The following is a 21,374-nucleotide window of genomic DNA, read 5'->3' as shown; positions in this document are numbered from 1 at the left end:
GAAATATTCTTGTCTGCTCGTTCTTTATTGCTCGAAGTTTATTGCAATATGCATATAAACAAATACAATTTCAGATTAAAAGAAATTCACCTCTCGATTACTTCCTACGATACAAATTTAGGCAAAACATTTGAATACACGTGAAATCACGTGTATAAAAAACATAAGCGGCCTCTTTCCTTTATAACAAAATGGATACAAAGGGTACAAAATAAAATACAAAGATCAGGTCTTTCAGAGGCTCCTAATCGAACGTATGCAGCAATTACGTGCGGAATATGGCTATTCTCAAGAAGATGTGATTGAGTATACGCATTTGGACATATCCCGATATGAATCGGGGACGTCTATGCCAAGCACGCTATCCATCCTTAAACTCTGCAAGTTATATCATATCAGCATATCGGACTTCTTTGCGCCGATAAACTATCCTTCCAAAAAAGAAAAGGATGTTTGTATTCATCAAACATCCTTTTCTTTTTTATAATCGCCTGATACGCGGCCTTCTTTTCCGTTTGGAGACTTGTTGTTGTTCTTCGAAGGCTTGCACATCAGCCAATTCCAGAATCGCGTCCAACGGATGGATAGACGGCCCCGGCCGGAATGATTCTTTTGAGGAAGGCCTCTCCTGCTCCGAGGATTCCCAAGAGACTTCCCTACCCCTCTCTTCGGTATGGAACTGCTGTTCAAAGGCATTGGCAGAGAAACTCCGGCCCAACAGAGAGCCGTTGGCTACGATTCCCTGCTCATGGTCGATAAAGGTCACACCATAGATTCGTCCCGCAGCATTGAGGCGAAATACCGCATCGACACCCGTGTCGTACAGCCGCTCGCAAAACTCCGCCCGGGTTGAACACCGCGCCATTTCATCCGCAATCTTTCCCCGCAACCCGTCCAGTGCTCCGGGCTCCTTCAAAGCCGTTTTCGATCGCTCGTAATAGCGTTGCAGGGCCTCATAACCTACATCCTTCCCGATCCGGTTCGACTTGAACGGCGTCCCGATGCCATAGCCGTCATCGGTCAGCGCCCCGTAAATCATTCCGGCATAATCGCGGCCGTCGATAGTTCCGGTTCGCTCCTCGGCCGAGACATTGAAGGCTTCCAGCAGCGTCCGCCACTCCCCAAAAGAGGCGCAGCGGTAATGCCGCAGGCACGACCTTACGGTGGAGGAGACCTGCTGCTTGACATCACCCTTCGGATAATCGACCTTGCGCAATTCCTCCCGGTCTTGCAGTTCCTGGCCTTTGATGCTCGGGTGTAGCCCGTATTTTCGCTCAAGGTCCCGCAGGATCGACATCGAACGATCATACTCGTGCGAGTCGGAGATCTTCCGGCCCGTCGAATCAACTCGTAATGATACAACGTGCAAGTGTTCGCGTGCAATATCTCCGTGTTTGAAGACGATATAGGGCTGCTCTCCGTAGCCCATCCGCTCCATATACTCACGGGCGATCTCGCCCAGTTGCTCATCGGTCAGACGGTCCTCGGGCGAGGGGTTCAGCGAGACATGGAAGACCGTGTTGGTCGTTCGCCGGTTGGCCTGCAGGAAGGGTTCGAAGCTGGCCATGCACCGTTCGTGACTCATGCGGCCTGCGCTATCGAACGGATCAAGCATCCGATTCCAGAAGAGCACCTCGGTCTGTCCCCGGTTGGCCTTCTCCTCATTGTAGCGAATGGCTCCGCCGACGGTTGCTCCCGTCCTTATATTCGCAACCATCCTTCGGCCTGTTTGGTAAGATTAAGAATCTCTATACTCAACGCTTTCAGTTCGCGGGTATGCTGTTCCAACGAGGCGATCTGGCGGGGAATCGAGACATTGGAGAAGTGGCTGTTGATGGCCCGGACCACCTGATTGTAGTTGTTCCCGACGCGCTGAAACTGGAAGTAAAGATCGTTGAGACGTGTCAGAAATTCTACCTTTGAAGGGTCACGGCGGATGACTTCGAAACGCTCGGCAAAGAGTCGTTTGACAATAAACCGACTGTAGTTGTGTTCCAATCCGGCGGCAGCAAGCATCTGCCGGAAGCGGATCTCCTGCTCCTCGTTGAGCCGGAACGAGTATTTGTAACTCGGGGTTGGGGATTGTGTGTTGCATTTTCGCTGACGGGTCATTCGATAGAAGATTTGGGGTTCGACTTGGGAGAACACCGCCCGCCTCGCAGAGCGAGCGTCTTTGTATGTCGAAATCATTTTCGGCATACAAAGACACAGCTCGCTCCCGTCAAGCGACGGGTACAGTTTCGGCATCCGCAGAGGACAATTTCTCTCCCGAAAAAGCAGCTCCGAAACGAAAAATCACGGGCGGATTCTCCGCTGCAATATTACGAGGATCTTCAGGGATTAAAAAGCGCGGTTGTCGGCCATGCTAGGCCTCCGGAGGACATTGGGAACCAATCTTCCAAAACCGCATTACCTTGCGGGCAGATGGATTCAAACCAACACATGATCGCATGGATATTCGATGGAGAAGAGATTTCTCCAAATAAATATTTCCGGATTTACAGATTTCCGGAATTCTGGATATATCCATTCAAAAGGAGATTCATGCACATTCATGGATATAGAGTTGAAAATCCAACACGACAAATCATCAACCACTCAAATCTTCAAACGATGAAAATTTCCGATCAACAAACATCCGGTTCCTGGAACATCTCCATCTGCAAACAGAAGGGAGGTGTCGGCAAGTCGGCTCTTACGACGCTTCTCGCCAGCTATCTGGACGACATCTGCAAACTCAAGGTACTGGTCATCGACTGCGATTATCCCCTAATCGTACCCAAGAATCGGATATCAAATTTATTGGATCTTATCTTGAGATGAGAAACATATAACGTATCTTTGCTTTGTAGCAAGGGAAAGTATTGGAACGTAAAATTACTCCAACAGACCAGTGACCCGACAACAAAGAATCAGCTACAACACATTGATATTATATAGAGGCAAATAATTTTAGGTTCGAGTCCCGTTTTTTCGCTCTTAATAAACGAGTGATAATCAATAAATTATCGCTCGTTTTTCTTTTGCGGGTGCGAAATGAAACTCTTCGTAATGCCTTTTTTGCGCCGTTTCCCGAAGAATGTTTTACCATTTGTTTAACCATGTTTTACGGCGGTAAAATACCGCTCGCGCTTGTCTGCATAATGTCGCAACATTATGAGTGTCAGCATTAATGCCATTTGCAGAAAAGACCGCACCAATCAAAACCGTACCACGAACATCTACCTGCGTTTTACCATTCATCGCCGCCGCCGCTATGTAAGCACGGGAATCAATATCCCCGCCCTACATCAAACCACAACGAGAGCGGCGCAAACCATCGCATAGATAAGGTTGTATCTTATTGAAATTCTACATCAAACCACAACTACGCTCTTTTGCCATTTGACACAGAGCTGTTGTATCTTATTGAAATTCTACATCAAACCACAACTCGTTACTGATTACGTTTGCTGCTGTTAGGGTTGTATCTTATTGAAATTCTACATCAAACCACAACGGTAAATGGATTTTCTTTCGCTGGTCGAAAGTTGTATCTTATTGAAATTCTACATCAAACCACAACTAACATTTTGGTTTTGGTTATGGCACAAAGTTGTATCTTATTGAAATTCTACATCAAACCACAACCGATCGGAGACTGGGAAATGATGTCCGACTGTTGTATCTTATTGAAATTCTACATCAAACCACAACTGTTAACACACGTTTTGATCTTCCCCGCCGTTGTATCTTATTGAAATTCTACATCAAACCACAACTATGGCCGGCATCGACGAGGAGGTGCTCGTGTTGTATCTTATTGAAATTCTACATCAAACCACAACCTCAAGGACGAGTCCCTATTATCGGCAGAGTTGTATCTTATTGAAATTCTACATCAAACCACAACTACCACCTTCAAAGCCCTCGTCTATGCCGAGTTGTATCTTATTGAAATTCTACATCAAACCACAACTCCTTCTAATGGCGGTGATATTACTAATCGTTGTATCTTATTGAAATTCTACATCAAACCACAACCGTTCCAACCATAGGTTTTCCCGTTCTCGGTTGTATCTTATTGAAATTCTACATCAAACCACAACACGCTCAAAAACGTTATTTACGCGTCCCAGTTGTATCTTATTGAAATTCTACATCAAACCACAACTGGATTTTGATTCGCGCTACACGTCGTAACGTTGTATCTTATTGAAATTCTACATCAAACCACAACGTCGGGTTCATTATCTGTTGAAATTTAGTGTTCTACAGCGTTTCTTGAGCTGAAAAACCGATTGAGAAAACGCCACCGAAGTGAGTTTGATGTGTTTTTTTGTATTTCAAAGAACGAAAATACTGTTTTTTTAGAAAAATTCCAACTGCTGTGGCATATCCGGTTTCGTTCGTTCGCTTTTGCCCCAGAAGTTGAGAATGTCTCCATATTGTTTGTCTGTCACAGACAGAATACTCGTAAATCCAGCCGGAGGCATCGACCGTCGCACTCGATTGATGTGAACCTGCATGTTCTCTTTCGAGGCACAATGCCTGACGTACACCGAATATTGCATCATCGTGAAGCCGTCTTTTTCCAATGCCTTGCGGAATTGTGCCGCATGGCGCCGTTCGGTTTTGGTATTGGTCGGCAGATCGAAAAAGACGAACAACCACATGATCCGATAGGCATTCAATCGCGTTTCTGACATGACCCTATTCCAACAAGGGATATGATACTTTTTTCTGTATACCAGCGAAACATTTGGCAAGGGAAGAACTGGTAAAGGTTAAACCTACTTCAAGCGGTCGTACAATCTTGTCGAAACGCGTATCTACAAACAGAATCCGCAGCAATTCGCCTTTCACCTCTCGGGTTAACTGCATAAGACCGTTTGTATGAAGGCGGTAAACGATTTCGTCAACATACGGCCGATAGGGCTCCATCAGATCGTCGGCCAACGGAAAGGCATTGTAACGGTTCCGGTGGAAGATACCCAGAGCCAGGAAGAGTCCCGATCCCATGATCGCACGGGCAACGGCAGCTCGCAGGATCGTATAGCCGTAATTGAGCAGATTGTTGGGCGGAGAACCTTCGCGGGAGCGATAAAATTCGCTGCCGAACAGCTCTGTCCAATAGATTTTGGCTGCTATCCCTTCTCGATTATCCGCATCGGCGCTCTTGACATTCATGTAGTAGGGTTTCAGTTTGTCTCCGTCGCGTTCGAGTTTCCGCAACAAAGCTGCCTGATTTCGGATCTTGGCTTCGACGATCTGTTTCCAAAGCCCTTTTTTCAGCGGTTCGCTTGCCTCGATCTGCGCATGGTAACTTTCTCCTTGCGTGCGATTGGAATCCAGATTCATCAACATGGCGTTCGGCATGCGGTTCTCCCCGCACAGGATTACCGCCACGTTGTTATCCGACAAGGCATTCAACAGCGGAAGTGTGATCGAGATTTGTTGATCCTCCAGCACCACGAAACCAATATCCTCGATCGGGATACTTTTCCGTTGGTCGGGAGCTTCGCGCGTGTGGATGATCATCTGGCCGTTGCGCAGACTCAGACAGTAGGGTGTCGAGAAAAACAAGGTTCGTTTCAGCATGGGGTACCGTGTTTGAATTTTATTTCACCCGTAACGGTCAGTTCAAAGTCATACCCTTCGACATACGCGTTGAGTTGTGTATGCAACAAGGAGATGACGGGCCTATACTCCTCATTTGTTTTCCATACACCACTTTTGGCCTTCAATTCGCCTGCTGGCCGAGCCTCCTGATGGTGTCTCAGGGAGAGTGTTCCATATTTGTATTTTTGTTGCAGTGTTAATGTGCTCATTCCCGTCACCTTATAGAACCGTTTTGTCAGCTCCTCGGGTGTGCAATCGTAAAGTTCTGCCGGCGAATTTTCATAAAACAGGACCATGGTTCCCGTTTTCAAGATGCATTTCAGCGGAAACCCGTTTGCATCGGCCAACGGTACCAGATCGGGGCGTGCCTCCCGGTCGGCGCTGGCTTTGAAGTATTGGGCTGCTTCGAAATTGCTGACGAGTTCAAAGGTACGTTTCGTCTTGCCCTTTTTATCGTGGCCTTCGTAGATGGCCATATAGTAGTTTCCGTCGTTCGCGACATGATAATCCTGCTTGTACTCCTTGTCGGAGAGATCGCGTTGTTTTTTCAATGCAATCGGTTGGGTGACGCTGGGCGTGAAGATGCGCACCTTGCGGATGGGAATCCCCTTTTCACGGTTCATCCAGATCGTGTACTCGTCTGAATTTATCGCCGTCTTGAATCCGACTTCATCGATTGCCTCCCGTACGCGATCCCGGACTGCATCGTCGACAATCTTGTCGATGTCGCCGGGTTGCAGCTGTCCGAGCGCTTTGCGCACGACATACCGAATCTCGCCTTCCCGTTCGATGGCTCCGTAGAAGGTCTCCTGATGCAGCCGGCAGCGGGCCGTATCACCCTGCTGATAGATCGGCTTTCCGTCGGCATTCAGCTTGATCCGACCGCGAATCCGCAGCTTCTTGCGTGTCTGTTTGGCCATGTTGTTGGGCGTATGGTGGGCCACAAACAGTTCGTCGGCTACCGCCTTGACATCCTCGGTAAAGGTCGGCCACGGCTTCTCATAGCGGGGTTTGCCGCTTTCTCCGTAACGGAATTGCTCCTCATCGGCCATATACTGCGCCCATCGGTCGTACTCCCGGCGGCCGATGCAGGCGATCGTGATGGCGTCGATGCAGTGGTGGACATGGTTCACGCGCTCCTTGCGGGCATACTCTTCCTGCAGACCCCACATTTTGCGGAACGCAGCGGTCGTGGAGCCCTTGACCGTATAGATCCGGTCAAAAACCGTCTTCAGATAGAGACGCGCATATTTCCCGATGATACCGATGTCGATCCCCTGTCGATTACTGAAACCTTCGGGAACTTCGGTCATGGTGAACCGTTCGTATTTCCCGCGCCAGTAGTCGAATTGCATTTGCAAATAGTGGCGACGTTGGATGGCCTCGTCGCGAGCGTCTTTTGTCGCGGCGCTTTTGCTTTTACGTACCTGAGCCGCGATCTGCTTCCGGAGGGTCTCTACCTTCTCTCTCCAACCGAACGATTCGATCCGCTCCATGATCTCGGCATGATTGGAGAGTTCGGTCGGCAGTTTCGCCCGCTTGGTATCCCGATTGAAGCGGTTCTCGCAGAGCGTCTTGTTCATCTGCGAATCGTCGCCGCCGCGAGCCCGCGGAAGCGTGTGTTCGATGTCGAAGCCCGGATTGGCTCCGATGAAGTCCGAGATGCGGATTTGCCGCCCGGTATAGGGACAGACATGCTGCTGCTCCTCCCACAGCCGGTATTTCAATACCTCATCCTCCGAAGGCGTTATTTCGCGGCCGGTTTCAGCGGTGTACTGAAGGCGAATCTCCTCGGCAAATTTCCGATTCTCGGCCTCCCGTTCACGTTGGTACTGCTCGATGGCTTTGCGGCGGTTGGCATCATTGAGTCCGCGGGCAAATTCGATGCGGATTTTCGTATCGCGGTCAATTTTTTCCTCGCGCAACAGTGTATTTACCAGGTCGCGCAGCCGGAACAGCGCCCGCATGGCCATCGGGTTGCGGATGGCCGATGTGCGTGGAGAGCCGAGTTGCATGATTCCTTCGGCATTGGGCTTAGCATCCGGATAGGTTTCGATTTTTGAAGGGTGGTACAGCCGGTTCAAACGGGACATATCGAGCCCGTGATCGCTGAAGTAGTCGGCGATGCGACGCTCCTTCGAATCGAATTTATCGTACGGATTCCGCTTGTAGTCGAGCAGCAGCGAGGCGATATCCCGCTCGATTGCGCGTCGCCGTGTCTCGTCCGCATAGATCTCCTTCGGCAGTGCGGCCTGCAAATTGGCCAGAAAGACCGCCTCGTCGTACCGATAACCGCAACGCAGATAGACCAGTATCTTGCGGATGGCATTCAGGCTCAGGGCGGCATACTCCTGCGGAAGCCGGATAGCCGCGAAGGCTTTGGCCTGCTCGGTCGTAAGTTGCAGGTTCTTGCATGCCCATTCGCGAAGACGCTCCTCGTCGTTGAACGAGAAAAGGGCATGCCAGATATCGTTTAGCACTTGCTCTTCCGTTTTTCCCTCGCCAAGCAGATAGAGGCTGCGGGCCTCACGAAGCCAGTCGTCGCCAAAGATGTCCATAAGTGACGCCGTGACAGGACATCCCGACACGGTGGCCGTGCGGGTAAAATTGAAGCGGTAAGGAGCCTCCGTGCGATCCTCCTTGCAGGCGTATTGCCCCTTGCCGGCAATTTTGCGGGCAATCTCTTCGAAATCAAAATAGGGCTTGCTCCGCCGGAAGAAAAGCGGACGAATTGCCTCGACCTCTTCGGTTGTTAATGGACGTGGCGCGTTGTCGCCTGGTCCCGTCACCCGGATGTTGTTGATAAACGACAACATCCGGAACTCTTCGAATCGAAGGTGAGAAACGGGGCACCGACTCTTCGTCGGTTCGAAGGTGCATCGGCCGACCGACCCCTTCTGCGATTTGAGATCGCGTTGGAAGAAGATAGCATGGTGCAGGGCTTCGCGCCATTCATCGGGTAGTCGCTGGCGGTCGCAGATGGCATTGAATTCGGCCAGGTAGTGCTCGTTGCGTGATGTGTATTTGCCGCGGATCCGCTCCTTACGCTGGTATAATTCGTAGAAGTATTCTCCGAGATACCGGCATCCGGCTGCCTCCATCTCGGCCGACAGATTCTTGATGCTCTCCTTGACCGTTCCGTCTTCCTTTTCGTCTCCCGCTTCCTTTCGGTTGCTAAGGAAACCACGTCGCTGCGCTAAGTGATAGAGCGCCCGGCCCAGCAGCCAACGCTGCGTACGCACTCCGAGGTCGAGCCGCTCACTCAATGCCACATAACGGTCGTGGTAAGGGTTGCGATCTTCGTTGTCGTCGGTCCGCTGCCAGCGAAGAAACTCCTCATCGAGCGGATATTGCTTTTTCTGACGCCATGTGGAGAGTTGCCCGTCGGTTAAAGGAGGGCAAAGGTCGTAACGAATGAGAACCTTGAGCAGTTCGATTTTACGCAGGCGTCGCCGGAAATAGTGGCGACGTAACGTTCGGGCATTCGTTCGATCCTGAACGGCGGGTTTTTCGTTGTTCTTTTCTCGGGCGACGCCCTCCTGAAAGATTTCCACCCCTTTGTCCAGCAGAGCATACCCCTGTTCAGATTCGTCTACAAGTGCCCATCCCAGTGAGTTGGTGCCAAGATCAAGACCCAATACTTTTGCCATATAAGAAGTCGTTTCTTGTAAAATTAAATAAAAAGTTGCAGATCTCCATCTTTTTTGCTATATTTGTGATGTAAGAATTCTACATCTTACCACAATAAGGCTATATGCCGAAGGTTTTCAACCTACCGTCTCCGCGTATTCCGTGGAGACTTTTTTATTTATATCAGTGCCTAAAATTCGATTGTTCTTTTCTAGTTTGTCCACCCTCTCGACGCCAACCACTGCCACATTACTTTGCGAGCGAAACTTTTGAGGGACTGCGCGCGTTATCCGAGTGCAAACTTGCAGGAATAAAGATTCATAAACCGGGAAAAGATGAAACGCCGTGCCTTTCGGATCCGGGAACGCTGAATGTTCGGCGTCCCCATCCACACAGAGTGCAACCCACTGAGAAGGGTTGTCGGAATGTCGAACCAAACAGAAAGAAGACCATGGAAAAGATCGTATGTATCGGGGAGCAGAGTTGGCAGCGGCTCCTCGAACGGGTGGAACACCTCTCCGCCCTTGCTCAACGTCTGGAACGCCGTTTGTCGCCACCGCAGGACGACGGGTGATTGGACAGCGAGGAGGTGTGCCCGGGCACTGGACATCACCAAACGCACGCTGCAGAGTTACCGGGACCGGGGCGCGATCCCCTGCTCGCGTCTGGGCGGTAAATTCTACTACCGACGCCGGGACCTGGCCGCCTGGCTCTCCCGCAAAACCTTTCAAACGCGATAGCCATGCCGCTGGACTATCTCAACGAAGCGAGCGGCGAGATACGACGCTTGTTCGCCCGGCTGGACGTCGTGGAACGCACGCTGCGGAAGGCCTTCGAGGAGCGACGCCCGATGATCGGCGAGGAGCGCTACCTGACCGGCGAGGAGGTCTGCACACGCCTGCACCTCTTACCGCGCACCTTGCAGACGCTGCGGGACCGGCGGCAGATCCCCTTTACGGTACTTGGCAACCGCCTGTTGCTCTATCCCGAATCGGGGATCCGGGCGGTCCTTGACCGCAACCTTCGACCGGCTGCCGACGAGTTTCCGCTTTGATGGAGGCCGGACCGAAACTGCCGAGTCGGACTCATCCCGTATCGAATCAACGAACGGAAATCGTTTCACCCTTTTATGCTGCGGCAAGGCGGACCTTGTCGCAGCATTTTTTTGAGATGCGGGCCGCTTATGCCTCGGACTGATTCCGGTACTCGTTCGGCGTCATGCCCGTGGCTCGCTTGAAGACCCGCGTGAAGTGCTGCGGATATTGGAATCCCAGTCCGTAGGCGACTTCGCTGATGCTGTGTGACGGCATCAGAAGCCGTTCCCGGGCCAGACTGATGATCTTGTGCTGGATGTATTCCCGGGCCGTTTTGCCGGTTTCGCGCTTGATGAGGTCACTGAAGTAGTTGGGCGACAGGCACAGCTCGCCGGCACAGTATTTCACCGTCGGCAGCCCCTTGCGCAGGGCATTGTCCGCCGTGAAGTAGGCGTTGAGCAACGACTCGAAACGGGTCAGAATGTCGCGGTTGGCCTGTTGTCGGGTGATGAACTGCCGCTCGTAGAAGCGCAGGCAATAGTCCAGCAGCAGTTCGATCTGGGTGACCAGCAGCCGCCGGCTCATGCGGTCGACATCGTGGCCGAGCTCCTCGCGGATAGCCGTCAGGCAGTTGATGAAGGTCGTGCGCTCGCGCTCGGAAAGGTGTAGCGCCTCGTTGACCTCGTAGGAGAAGAAGGTGTACTCGCCGATATGGCGCCCGAGGTGGGTGGCGCGGATCAGGTCGGGGTGGAAGCAGAGCGCATAGCCTCGGGGTTGGAACTCCTCGCCCGTGTCCTCGATGCCGATGACCTGTCCGGGGGCGAGGCAGACGACCGAACCCTTCTGATAATCGTAGCGCTGGCGGCCGTAGATCAGGTCGCAATTCTTCTCGTCCTTGAGGAATACCACGTAGAAGCTGAACGTATGCCGCATGTGGCGCATGGGACGGGCCTTCGCAAGGTCGATCACGCTCACCAGCGGATGCAGCGTCTCCACGCCGAGCAGGTCGTTGTATTCGGTGATGGTCTCGATATTCAACAGCGTCTTCTCCATAGGGACGGATTTACAGGTTTCGTCTCACAAAGTTAGCAAATCCGGCCGAGTTTTCACCCTCGCTACGGCAGGATCGGTGGATATGTGAAGCCTTTCCGTGTTTTGTATAATCCCGCGACGACGTGCGCGGCGTAATTTTGCCGTTGGAATCCAACCAACAGTTATTCACAGACATGAAACAGACGAAAAAACAAATTTTGATCGCGGCTCTCCTGCTTGCGGCTGTCGGGAGTGTCGGAGCCCGAACGCAACACGACAACCTTCCCGGTGTGCCGCAGACAGAGGCCTGGACCGTGACGCCCGTCGATATGACGAGCGGCGTTCTGGTCCGCAAGGTGTCGTTCCTGCGCAGCAACCAGATCGTGCTGGTCGGCAATCTCTTTCTGCCTGCAGGGTTTGACCCCAAAAAGCGCTATCCGGCTATTCTGAGCATTCACCCCGCCGGCAGCGTCAAGGAGCAGTCGGCCGGATTGTATGCCTTCCGGCTGGCCGAAAACGGTTTTGTGACACTGGCCTTCGATGCCGCCTATGCCGGGGAGAGCGGCGGTACGCCACACTATTCCGAGGCCCCGTACGAGCGGGTCGAGGATATTCGCTATGCCGTCGATTATCTGGTGACGCTGCCTTTCGTGGATGAGCACCGCATCGGAGCCCTCGGCCTGTGTGCCGGCGGCGGATATGTCATCGCTACGGCGCCGACCGAACGCCGCATCCGGGCCGTGGCCGGAGTGAGTGCCGCGGATATTGGCGCTGCCAATCGCGAGGGGTGGCTGCGCGGACGCACGGTTGAGGAGCAGATCGCTCTGTTGGAGGAGGTCTCCGAACAGCGGACCCGTGAAGCGCGGGGCGCAGAGTTGATGAAGGTCTATATGTGTCCCGAACCGACCGCGGAGACCGCACCCTCGTTCCGCGAGGGGTATGACTACTACCGCACGGCACGTGCCTGGCATCCGCGGGCCGACAACCGCTATCTGCGCCGCAGTCAGGCGACGAAGATGGCCTTCTCGGCCATCGAAAACAGTTACTTGCTGACACAGCCCGTGCTGCTGATCGTCGGCGACCGGGCCGATTCCGAGTGGCAGACCGAGCGTCTCTATCAGGCGCTGCCCGGGCCGGATAAGGAGATCTATACAATCCCGGGCTATTCGCACATCGATCTTTACGATCGTCCCGGTGCCGTTGACCCGGCCATCGAGAAACTGACGGCCTTTTTCAAACGCACCTTGCCATGAGACCCTCCATGAAGCGAATCGGAGCGACGCTGACCGCTCTGCTGCTGGCCGTATCGCTGCCGGCATTCACACACGCACAGAACACATTGGTAAAAGAGAGATACATGAATACGAAAAAAATCTTGGTGGCCTTCTTCTCGCGCGCCGGGGAGAATTACGCCGTGGGCCACATCGAGCAGGGGAACACCCACATCGTGGCGGAGATGATCGCCTCCGCGACCGGCGGAACCCTCTTCCGCATCGAGCCGGCAACACCTTATCCCGACGATTATCGGGCCTGCACGGAGATCGCCCAGCGGGAAAAGCGGTCAAAGGCCCGTCCGGTACTCGTCGGAGATATTGCGGCGGAAGAGTTTGATGTCATTTTCCTCGGGTATCCCAACTGGTGGGGCGATCTGCCGATGTGCGTCTACACGTTTCTGGAGCAGCACGACTGGCAGGGCAAGGTTGTCATTCCCTTCTGCACGCACGAAGGGAGCGGACTCTCCGATACGGTGAACCGGCTGCGGGAGGCTTGTCGGGGCGCTTCGGTGCTGAACGGGCTGGCCGTGCGGGGCTCCGCGGCGCAGAACGAGCGGGAGAAGGCCCGGAAGCAGGTGCTGGAGTGGTTGAAGCAGTTGAAATATTGAGGATATGAAACAAGTGATGATACTGACCGGTGCCGGACAGATCGGTATGGCAATCGCCCGCCGCATGGGCGCCGGCATGAAGATCGTCATCGGCGACAAGAGCCCGCAGCACGCCGCATCGATTGCCGAAACGATGAATCGGGCCGGATTCGATGCCGTCCCGGTCGAGATGGATCTCTCCTCGCGGGATTCGATCCTCGCGTTGATCGACACGGCCCGGAACTGCGGTGAGGTCTCGATGTTGGTCAATGCGGCGGGGGTTTCCCCGAGTCAGGCCTCCGTCGAAACAATCCTTCGGGTCGACCTCTACGGCACGGCGGTGCTGCTGGAGGAGGTCGGACGGGTCATCAGCCGCGGCGGGGTCGGCGTAACCGTCTCCAGCCAGTCGGGACACCGCCTGCCGGCACTCGGCGAAGAGGCCGACCGGCTGCTGGCCACGACTCCGACCGAAGAGCTGCTTGTGCTGGAGATTTTGCAGCCCCGCAACATCCGCGATACGCTGCACGCCTACCAGCTGGCCAAGCGCTGCAATGTCAAGCGCGTGATGGCCGAGGCGGTCAAATGGGGCCGGCGAGGCGCCCGCATCAACTCCATCTCGCCGGGCATCATCGTCACACCGCTGGCGCTGGACGAGTTCAACGGTCCGCGCGGCGACTTCTACAAGGAGATGTTTGCCCGATGTCCGGCTGGCCGCCCCGGTACGGCCGACGAGGTGGCCAACGTCGCGGAGTTGTTGATGGGGCCCCGGGGTTCGTTCATCACCGGGAGTGACTTTCTGGTCGATGGTGGCGCTACGGCCTCCTATTTCTACGGAGCATAATCCCGACACGGGTTCCCTCCCATCAAACCGGACTTTCTGCGGAAGGCCCGGTTGTTTTTGTCTGAAGCGCAGGGCCATTTCCGGTATCAACTGTGTGGACCGAATCTAAAAGAGCCCCTGCGGTGCCCTTTGCTTTGAGTGTGCAATTACCAGCAAGATCGCGCAATCGCGCCCCGTGGTGAAACAAACCTGCGATGGGTGTCGTTATCCTCACAACGACGCAAAAAACACCGACCATGACAACGCCATTCATCCCTTCCTCGGCTCCCCACTGAAGAGCCGACCACCTCCCATCGGTTGCCCGCCGTCTCCGGTTGGACGACAGCATGCCCCGATCCGTTCGGGCCAAAAGCTGCACGCTCCCCATTCTTGCCGCGACATGAACCTCATGCCGTTTGCCGGTACGGGAGCGCCTTCGTGCTGACGACCTTGCGACCCCGGGATTCCGCACCGTTCGACTTCTGGCGTCGAATGTGCTGCCGATTCCCGGGTCCGAAAACCGAAGGGAGCGAGGTTGTGTTCTCGTGGCACAAAAACCCCGCATCGGGTTTTTGGCTGCCACTTCGAACCACCTCGCCCTGCGGGGCAGCCCCGCCCGGTCTGCTCCCGAGGGTCGCACACCGAACCATCCGCCGCTCGCCGGGCCACGACGCTTTATCACCCCGAAGAAGAAATCACGCAGCTCGAGCCGGTAATGAAATTTTGTCGGATGACTGTGTGCGCCAACTGGAATTAAAAGCCTATCTTTATAGGGCAATAACCCGACGAGCGTATGAAAGAGAAATCCGAGAATTATTGCCGCTTTTCTATGGACAAGAATGCTTGCCAAAAGATTGGGCCGCCAAGTCCTCAATATAAACTGAGGAAACTCACGGAGGAGGATATTCCCGACCTGCAAATCTTGTTTCGGGAGACCGTTCTTCATGTAAATGCGCGAGACTACACCCGCGAAGAGGTGGAGGACTGGGCTTCGTGTGGGGATAGCGTAGAGCATATGAAAGATCTTTTGGCTCGCAATGACTACGTAGCTGCGCTGAACGAACGGGACGAGATTATCGGCTTCTCGTCGATGAATGCCGAAGGCTATCTGCACTCGCTGTTTGTGCACAAGGATTATCAGCGGGTCGGCGTCGGGAGTCTGCTGCTGTCGGTCGTGGAAAAGAGAGCTCGGGAATACGGAGTCGCGGAAATCACCTCCGAGGTGAGCCTGACGGCTCGTCCTTTCTTCGAGAAGAGAGGGTACGAAGTAGTGAAGGTTCAGAAACGCCGGGCAAATCGGTTGGAACTGACCAATTTTGTGATGCGAAAGCATTTCAAAGACTGACACAGCCATCCCTTTCCACCCGTCCGCAAAGATCCGACTTGCCAGTATCGGCTGCAAGGCTGTACGGAGCGTCCCACGGGGACGGTCTTGCATCCGTCGCCGCCAAGTCCGGGCTGGTCGCTATCGGGTGGAAAGAGGCGAAATGGAGAGAATCGTATAATGTAATCAGTCCTAAAGAATCTGCATCAGTTACATTATTATATCGTGAATTTTCACTATTTTTATCGAAAGCATTGGGATGCAAACGAGTGCATGATGACCGCATCACAGGAGTGACCTTCGAAGAAAATGCTTCACATAATGCGCTGATTGTGAACGAGGAATATGCTTGGGTCGGAAATCCGTTTTCCGCTCCAGAGGGGGCCAGAAAGAAACCCAGAAAGAAAGCAAAAGGCAGCAAGTATTTCAGGCCTTCATCGTGACCTTTTTTGCTCGGACCGAAAACAGGTCACGATTTAGCTCTATTTCGCTGATGTGCATCATATTACTCTGCAATATTCCAGTGCTGAAAACCAAATTCTTGTATTGCTATGCGTAATATGGTGCAATATACAGAAATGAAGAAAGTCACAATCCCCAAATGGGATAATCAAAGACTTTCTTACCGCTCTTCTTATGATAATAAATTGTGATACTAATAGCCAATATAATGCTGATAATTCGGGCAATATTGGAAATCAAGCCACCCGCCGCGACCTCTGTGCCCTCTATCATGAAAATATGCCATGCTCCGTTCATCAGTATGTGCAATCCGACGGGAATCCATATATTGAAATTCCATTCAACGTACATCCAACTGAAATAAAGTGCACCGATAAAGGTTACACCGAAAGCAGCGAGCGCCGAAAGAACATCGTGACCTTGATAGAGATGCACCGAACCAAAATAAAGAGCTGGTAATATGACAGCCCAGAAGAAGCCTGTTTTTGCATATCGGAAAAGCAAACCGAACATAAAGGCCCGAAACACCAACTCCTCCTTGAATCCGGTAAGGATCGCTCGGTCATAAATCACGGAGAACGTCAACTTTGTATTGAGGTCTCCGAACAAAGGAAATATAAGATAAAGTGGTAGTACGCATAGGAGTGCGATCCCGAATCCTTTGAGAATATTGCTGCTCAACCCGAGAAACGGGAATAGTTCTTTTGGTTTAATTACGACGATCGTCAAAATCAAAGCAGCAAGAGTAAGAAATAAAGCCTTTATCGACAGCCCGGGGATAGAATTGCTCGGTATATCGAAAAGTGTTGTTACAAAGCCTATGTTTCTCCAGAAGAAGATTATAATAATGCTCGCAATGATAGAATACAGTATTCTTGCTGTTTTCGAATGCATCATATATTATTTCAATAATCCTGTGTTAGAGTCGCAAAATTAGAAAATATTTCTTAGCATTCGGGGATGCCGATCGATATCATCGCCAAGATTCTGGGTCATACGAATACGAACATGACGCGGCGCTATGCGAAGATCTCCGAGGCGAACATCAGCCGCGAGATACAAAAAATCGGGAAAATCCTAACGGTCTGATACCGGTAAACGACCGGGAGGAAAGGAATCTGTCCAGTTCCTTGCGGCCGGTCGTTTATGGAAGAACTGTTTACTTCTGGCTTAACTCAACCAGCGTGCCCCGCAGCGTATCAAGGAAGTGGGTCAGGCGGTTCTTGCGGTTCTTGCGGTTCAGAACAGCCCAGCGGCAGTTGTCCGGATATTGAGCATTCGGCCTGATGATCGAGAGCGTCTTGTCTCGCATATCGAGAATCTGGTTGAGCGGACACTCCCCCCCCCCTGTTTTTCAATGCAGAATCCAACGGGATACCGATTGAAAAATAACGAGATTATCTATCATCTCTGAACAACCAGGCGTGCTATTCGAGCAGTTGGTTGGTGCGGCGGATCAGTCCGACGGTCGAGTCGTCGTTGAAGACCGAGTACAAACCCTGCTGTTCCTGGGCCGGATCACCGCAGTAGTCGTCGCCGCGCTCCCAGTAGAGGTGTTCGGGCCGGGCCTCGCCGCCCCATGCCCAGAAATTGGCTCCGGCCAATACCCCGCCGCCACGTTTCGACTCGACGAGCCGGTCGAGGATCTCCGTGTAGTAGGCGTCGCGCAGGGTGGTCGGCGTGTTCCTTGCAAACTGGAAGCTGTCGCGCGGGAATCCGAACTCCTCGATGATGACCGGCTTGTTCAGCCGCCGGCCGATCTCCAGATGCATGTCGATGTATTTTCGGGTCATCTCTTTGGCGTTTTCCAACCCTTCGGCCAGCGCGTTGCGATCGACCCAGCGCCAGTTGCTGGGCCAGATGTGGAGGTTGACGTAGGCGATTTCGGGGATGGCATGGATCCGTTCGGTGAGTTCCAGGTTGCTTTCGCAGCCGTAGAAGCCCTCCGAGCCGGTCGAGATCATGTGGTTGGGGTCGAGCGAACGGATCAGCCGGGCCGTTTGGGCGATCCACTCGGCGAAGGCTTCGTGGTTGGCGGTTCCGAAGGGTCGCGGTTCGTTGCAGATCTGCCAGGAGAAGATGGCGGGATCCTCGGTGTATTTCAGACCGGTGTAACGGTTCGTGCGGCCGACGATGAAGCGCACGTGGTTTTCGAAGAGTTCGCGGGCCCGCATGTTGGGGATAAACCGCGAGACGTAGTCCGTATAGGTTTCGTAACCGTCGACGCAGGGAATGGGGGCCTTTCCTTCGCCGCTCCAGGCCAGATATTGGGAGTAACCGCCCGACCACTCCCACGAGTTGTTCAGATAGAGTACGGCCTGCATGCCGCGCTGTCCGAGTTGGGCGAGCAGATAGTCGAGTCCGTCGAGCAGACGGTCGTCGTATTGCCCGGGGGCATACTGGAGAATGGGTTCGATTTTGGCGGTGACGCCCGCATCGCCTTCGGCCCCGACGAGCACGCGCAGGTTTGTGATGCCGCAGGCGGCCAGCGAGTCGAGTTCGCGTGCGAGCCGTGGGCGGTTGCCGCCTTCGCCCGTCGAGGCGAGGATCGGGGCGTACCAGAGGTTCGCACCCAGGAAGTAGCAGGGTTTGCCGTTGATGAGGATCCGGCCGTTTTCGGCACGGGCGAAGGGGTTGTTTTCCGGAGCGGAGCCGCAGCCGAAGTTGAGGCTTGCGGCGAGACACATCCAGAGACCGGGGAGGAGAAGGTGTTTCACGGGTTCAGACTGTTTTGCTCGGATAAAGGTACGCATTTTCAGTCGAACGTTGAGGCCGGACGGGGCAAAATGTCATAAAAAACACGTCATGGGCCGAAATCCAGTGATACACCCGTACAGCGGATCTCCTGTCATGCCGATGTCACGACCCGGTTGCGAAGCGGTAACGTGTTCCGATGCGGAGGGGTGCCGCAGGCGCTCATCCGCGGGAAGGCCGGCACGATCCGCTCGGACGGGGAGCCTCTTCGTCGCCGTGCCGGTGGAAAAAACGCTCTTGAAATTTGCCAACCCCGAATGTGCTGCGGCAGACGGCCGATGATCCGAAGAGTCTGTTGATGGCCGAGGTCATGCATATTGTCGAAGGAGAACTTCTACGCATGTCGCCTCTGCGGCGGCGGGTCTTCATCGTCTATCGTTACGAGGAGATGTCCTACCGGGAGATTGCAGCGATCTGTTCGCTCACGGAGAGTCGGGTGGATTACGAGATTTGCGCCGCCAAGAAGATGCTTCGCGTGACCTTGAAGGATTACCTGCCGCTGGACTGCCGGGAGATCAATCCGCAACTGGTGTTGAATGCCTGGTATTCGATCTTCGAATATTACAAAGAGGATCCGCAGCGCAAGTTGGGTATTAAGGTTTGCGTGTCGGTGGAGACTGCACCGAAATCCCGTGCCGGATTATGTAACCTGACGGAGGAGACCGGCGAGCTGTTGATGTCGGCGAATCCCTGCAGCAGGAAGAAGATCAGCGCCGCGAGCGGGACGGGGAGCAGGAGTTTTTTCTTCCGTTCGCGGTGATGGATAAAATTCAGGAGCTGTTTTTGCGGGAGCGGGGTGAAAAATGGGGGTTATGAACGGTTTGTTTGGTTGGGCCGATGCTCCCCGACGCTTTTTTTTTCTGTTTGAAAACGTTCGAATATTGTTCAAAAAGCGTATAACCGCCAACCCTGCCGGTTGTGCGTGAAACCTTCATCCGGGAGGAATGTCCCGAGATCGGGCATTTGTCCCGGTCCGGATTCGTGACTGGCAACCGATACGCGGGCACGAGGATCAACCTTACGATCCGAACTGCCGGCCGGTTGATTTGTTGGGCTGTGCATCGTTCTGTTTATTAGTGTGTTGTGTTGTTGCGCGGCTTTTCGGCCGATACGCCGTCAAACGTGCTGCCATGAACGGCACGTCCCGGATTCCGGATCGGTCGTCGGAAAAATCCGTTGGTCCGACCGCCCCCGCAAGCACCCGGATCGGCCGGTTCAGGCCCGCCTTTGACGGCTGAATAGGGGCGGACGGGAGGTTTGGCAACCTGCGGATAAAATGGTAACTTTGGAGAATTATGGACGCAAATATCGAAATATGGATCGTCCTTGCGGGGCTTTGCCTGATGATGGGGATGCTGATCGCCGACTGGTTGCGACCGGGCTTCGTGCTGTTTTCCGGCGTGGTGCTCTTCATGTGCACGGGCATTCTCACGCCGCACGAAGCCCTCGCGGGATTCGGCAACGAGGGGATGATCACCGTTGCGCTGCTGTTTCTGGTCAGCGAAGGGGTCCGGCGCAGCGATGCACTGGGGCATCTGGTCAAGTGGCTGCTGCCCGTACGGCGTGACATGACCGTGCGCAAGGGCTACCTGCGCATTCTGCCGACGATTGTCGCCGTGTCGGCCTTTCTGAACAATACGCCCGTGGTGGTGGTCTTCATTCCGATCATCAAGCAGTGGGCCCGCAGAACGGGACTTGCCGTGCGCAAGTTTCTCATTCCGCTGTCGTATGCGGCCATTTTGGGCGGCATGTGCACGCTCATCGGCACGTCGACCAACCTGGTGGTCCACGGCATGATGCTCGATGAGGGGTTTGCGGGGTTTTCGATGTTCGAGCTGGGCAAGGTGGGAGGCTGTATTGCCGTTGTGGGCCTTCTTTATATGATTCTGCTGGGCAACCGGCGTCTTCCGGACGATTCGACGCTCGAGGAGCAGCCCCGGGCGGAGGAGTCGGGACGTGAGGTGGAGGCGGTGCTCGGGCCCCGCTTCCCGGGGATCAACCGCACCTTCGCCGAATTTGATTTCCGCAGCCATTACGGGGCCGGGATCCGCTCCGTGCGACGGGGCGGTGAGGAGCTGCCGCCCGAATCGGTCATCTTCCGGGCGGGAGACACGCTGGTGCTCGAGACCGACGGAACGTTCATCGACCGCTGGGGCGATTCGCGGGTCTTCCTGATGCTGAGCAACGGCTCGGAACACCGCCCGGCCTGTCCGCGGTGGAAGAAGTGGCTGGCGCTTGCGCTGCTTGTGGTGATGATCGCCGGGGCCACCTTCGGCAGCATGCCCTTCATGGCGGATCTCGTACCGGGCATGCGGCTTGACATGTTCTTCTGGGTCTGCGTGGTGGCGGTGCTGATGGCCTGCTTCGGGATCTTCCCGGCCAAGAAATACACGAAATTCATCTCGTGGGACATTCTGGTGACGATCGCCTCGGCGCTGGCTATCAGTCGGGCGATGGTCAACTCGGGGCTGGCCGACTGGATCGCCTCGGGGTTGTCGCAGCTGTCGTCTGCGGCATCGCCGTGGGTCGTGCTGGCCGTGCTCTACATCACGACCAATCTCATCACCGAATTCATCACCAACAATGCGGCGGCAGCCTTTGCCTTTCCCGTGGCGCTGTCGGCGTCCGCCCACCTCGGGGTGGATCCGATGCCCTTTTTCGTGGCAATCTGCATTGCGGCCTCGTGCAGCTTCTCCTCGCCGATCGGCTACCAGACGAACATGATCGTGCAGGGAATCGGCAACTACCGCTTCCGCGATTTCGTGCGTATCGGTCTGCCGTTGAATCTCATAGCCTTTGTGGTCTCGATGGTCCTGATCCCGCTGTTCTGGCCCTTCGAACCGCTGATCTGAAACC

General features: G+C 54.1%; 20 protein-coding genes, 1 pseudogene and 1 CRISPR repeat array. Of the genes and pseudogenes, 12 read left to right on the top strand and 9 right to left on the bottom strand.

What is annotated here, in order from left to right; all coding sequences use genetic code 11:
• Positions 1 to 481: 481 nt before the first annotated feature.
• Together mobB and B5G09_RS02705 are read right to left on the bottom strand one after the other, a co-directional pair.
• Entirely contained in the window at positions 482 to 1,717 is a 1,236-nt protein-coding gene (mobB, locus tag B5G09_RS02710; protein WP_087403946.1) for a conjugal transfer protein MobB, read from the bottom strand.
• The gene (locus B5G09_RS02705) at positions 1,702 to 2,112 is read right to left on the bottom strand and encodes a mobilization protein (RefSeq protein WP_087404081.1); all 411 of its coding nucleotides are present in this window, start codon (positions 2,110 to 2,112) and stop codon (positions 1,702 to 1,704) included. Before B5G09_RS02705 ends, mobB begins: the two co-directional genes overlap by 16 nt.
• 312 nt (positions 2,113 to 2,424) lie before the next feature.
• On the opposite strand from B5G09_RS02705, the gene B5G09_RS14535 reads away from it, so the two are divergent.
• Positions 2,425 to 2,823: an AAA family ATPase gene (locus B5G09_RS14535; protein WP_343285472.1), complete on the top strand. Its 399-nt coding sequence runs from the start codon at positions 2,425 to 2,427 to the stop codon at positions 2,821 to 2,823.
• 443 nt (positions 2,824 to 3,266) lie between these two features.
• A CRISPR array of direct repeats spans positions 3,267 to 4,219; the repeat unit is 36 nt; unit sequence GTTGTATCTTATTGAAATTCTACATCAAACCACAAC.
• Positions 4,220 to 4,349: 130 nt separating this feature from the next.
• Here the strand turns inward: B5G09_RS14535 and cas2 are convergent.
• Genes cas2 through cas9 form a run of 3 tightly spaced genes read right to left on the bottom strand, consistent with a single transcriptional unit; the run spans position 4,350 to position 9,251 of the window.
• Positions 4,350 to 4,688, bottom strand: coding sequence for a CRISPR-associated endonuclease Cas2 (gene cas2 / locus B5G09_RS02695; protein ID WP_087403945.1), 339 nt, complete (start codon positions 4,686 to 4,688; stop codon positions 4,350 to 4,352).
• 4 nt (positions 4,689 to 4,692) lie between these two features.
• Positions 4,693 to 5,580 (bottom strand): type II CRISPR-associated endonuclease Cas1, encoded by an 888-nt coding sequence (gene cas1, locus B5G09_RS02690; RefSeq protein ID WP_087403944.1) that lies wholly within the window; start codon positions 5,578 to 5,580, stop codon positions 4,693 to 4,695.
• Positions 5,574 to 9,251, bottom strand: a complete 3,678-nt coding sequence (gene cas9 / locus B5G09_RS02685) for a type II CRISPR RNA-guided endonuclease Cas9 (RefSeq protein WP_087403943.1) — start codon at positions 9,249 to 9,251, stop codon at positions 5,574 to 5,576. Before cas9 ends, cas1 begins: the two co-directional genes overlap by 7 nt.
• Before the next feature lie 431 nt (positions 9,252 to 9,682).
• Between cas9 and B5G09_RS14475 the strand changes: the two genes are divergently transcribed.
• From B5G09_RS14475 to B5G09_RS02675, 3 genes are read left to right on the top strand one after another with little or no spacing between them, the layout of a single operon-like run.
• The gene (locus B5G09_RS14475; RefSeq protein WP_262481258.1) at positions 9,683 to 9,805 is read left to right on the top strand and encodes a hypothetical protein; all 123 of its coding nucleotides are present in this window, start codon (positions 9,683 to 9,685) and stop codon (positions 9,803 to 9,805) included.
• Positions 9,756 to 9,971, top strand: coding sequence for a helix-turn-helix domain-containing protein (locus B5G09_RS02680; protein WP_241147544.1), 216 nt, complete (start codon positions 9,756 to 9,758; stop codon positions 9,969 to 9,971). Before B5G09_RS14475 ends, B5G09_RS02680 begins: the two co-directional genes overlap by 50 nt.
• Before the next feature lie 2 nt (positions 9,972 to 9,973).
• The gene (locus B5G09_RS02675) at positions 9,974 to 10,285 is read left to right on the top strand and encodes a DNA-binding protein (protein WP_087403942.1); all 312 of its coding nucleotides are present in this window, start codon (positions 9,974 to 9,976) and stop codon (positions 10,283 to 10,285) included.
• 127 nt (positions 10,286 to 10,412) lie between these two features.
• Here B5G09_RS02675 and B5G09_RS02670 read toward each other — a convergent pair whose 3' ends face one another.
• Positions 10,413 to 11,318, bottom strand: coding sequence for a helix-turn-helix transcriptional regulator (locus B5G09_RS02670; RefSeq protein WP_087403941.1), 906 nt, complete (start codon positions 11,316 to 11,318; stop codon positions 10,413 to 10,415).
• A gap of 173 nt (positions 11,319 to 11,491) precedes the next feature.
• On the opposite strand from B5G09_RS02670, the gene B5G09_RS02665 reads away from it, so the two are divergent.
• From B5G09_RS02665 to B5G09_RS13810, 5 genes are all read left to right on the top strand, one after another.
• Positions 11,492 to 12,550, top strand: a complete 1,059-nt coding sequence (locus B5G09_RS02665) for an alpha/beta hydrolase (RefSeq protein WP_143256462.1) — start codon at positions 11,492 to 11,494, stop codon at positions 12,548 to 12,550.
• Positions 12,547 to 13,179: a flavodoxin gene (locus B5G09_RS02660; protein ID WP_241147543.1), complete on the top strand. Its 633-nt coding sequence runs from the start codon at positions 12,547 to 12,549 to the stop codon at positions 13,177 to 13,179. Before B5G09_RS02665 ends, B5G09_RS02660 begins: the two co-directional genes overlap by 4 nt.
• 4 nt (positions 13,180 to 13,183) lie before the next feature.
• Positions 13,184 to 13,999, top strand: coding sequence for an SDR family oxidoreductase (locus B5G09_RS02655; RefSeq protein ID WP_087403939.1), 816 nt, complete (start codon positions 13,184 to 13,186; stop codon positions 13,997 to 13,999).
• Positions 14,000 to 14,771: 772 nt separating this feature from the next.
• Positions 14,772 to 15,323 (top strand): GNAT family N-acetyltransferase, encoded by a 552-nt coding sequence (locus tag B5G09_RS02650; RefSeq protein WP_239403345.1) that lies wholly within the window; start codon positions 14,772 to 14,774, stop codon positions 15,321 to 15,323.
• A gap of 38 nt (positions 15,324 to 15,361) precedes the next feature.
• Positions 15,362 to 15,745 carry a hypothetical protein gene (locus B5G09_RS13810; protein ID WP_143256461.1) on the top strand — a complete coding sequence of 128 codons (384 nt, stop codon included), beginning with the start codon at positions 15,362 to 15,364 and terminating at the stop codon, positions 15,743 to 15,745.
• A 145-nt stretch (positions 15,746 to 15,890) separates the two neighbouring features.
• Here the strand turns inward: B5G09_RS13810 and B5G09_RS02645 are convergent, their stop codons facing one another.
• Positions 15,891 to 16,661: a CPBP family intramembrane glutamic endopeptidase gene (locus tag B5G09_RS02645; protein WP_087403938.1), complete on the bottom strand. Its 771-nt coding sequence runs from the start codon at positions 16,659 to 16,661 to the stop codon at positions 15,891 to 15,893.
• 60 nt (positions 16,662 to 16,721) lie between these two features.
• Between B5G09_RS02645 and B5G09_RS13805 the strand changes: the two are divergent.
• Positions 16,722 to 16,853 (top strand): annotated as a pseudogene (locus tag B5G09_RS13805) (site-specific integrase); the annotation flags it as partial.
• Between the two features lie 70 nt (positions 16,854 to 16,923).
• Here the strand turns inward: B5G09_RS13805 and B5G09_RS14045 are convergent.
• Together B5G09_RS14045 and B5G09_RS02640 are read right to left on the bottom strand one after the other, a co-directional pair.
• Positions 16,924 to 17,076: a hypothetical protein gene (locus B5G09_RS14045; protein WP_162608232.1), complete on the bottom strand. Its 153-nt coding sequence runs from the start codon at positions 17,074 to 17,076 to the stop codon at positions 16,924 to 16,926.
• 115 nt (positions 17,077 to 17,191) lie between these two features.
• Positions 17,192 to 18,481: a beta-mannosidase gene (locus B5G09_RS02640; protein WP_343285471.1), complete on the bottom strand. Its 1,290-nt coding sequence runs from the start codon at positions 18,479 to 18,481 to the stop codon at positions 17,192 to 17,194.
• A gap of 281 nt (positions 18,482 to 18,762) precedes the next feature.
• Here B5G09_RS02640 and B5G09_RS02635 point away from each other — a divergent pair, with 281 nt between their 5' ends.
• Together B5G09_RS02635 and B5G09_RS02630 are read left to right on the top strand one after the other, a co-directional pair.
• Positions 18,763 to 19,278 (top strand): sigma factor-like helix-turn-helix DNA-binding protein, encoded by a 516-nt coding sequence (locus B5G09_RS02635; protein ID WP_143256460.1) that lies wholly within the window; start codon positions 18,763 to 18,765, stop codon positions 19,276 to 19,278.
• Between the two features lie 535 nt (positions 19,279 to 19,813).
• Positions 19,814 to 21,370, top strand: coding sequence for an SLC13 family permease (locus tag B5G09_RS02630; RefSeq protein WP_241147542.1), 1,557 nt, complete (start codon positions 19,814 to 19,816; stop codon positions 21,368 to 21,370).
• Positions 21,371 to 21,374: the final 4 nt, after the last annotated feature.

Source organism: Alistipes sp. An54 (assembly GCF_002159375.1).
Lineage (GTDB): Bacteria > Bacteroidota > Bacteroidia > Bacteroidales > Rikenellaceae > Alistipes > Alistipes megaguti.
This window is presented reverse-complemented; position numbering and strand designations above follow the sequence as displayed.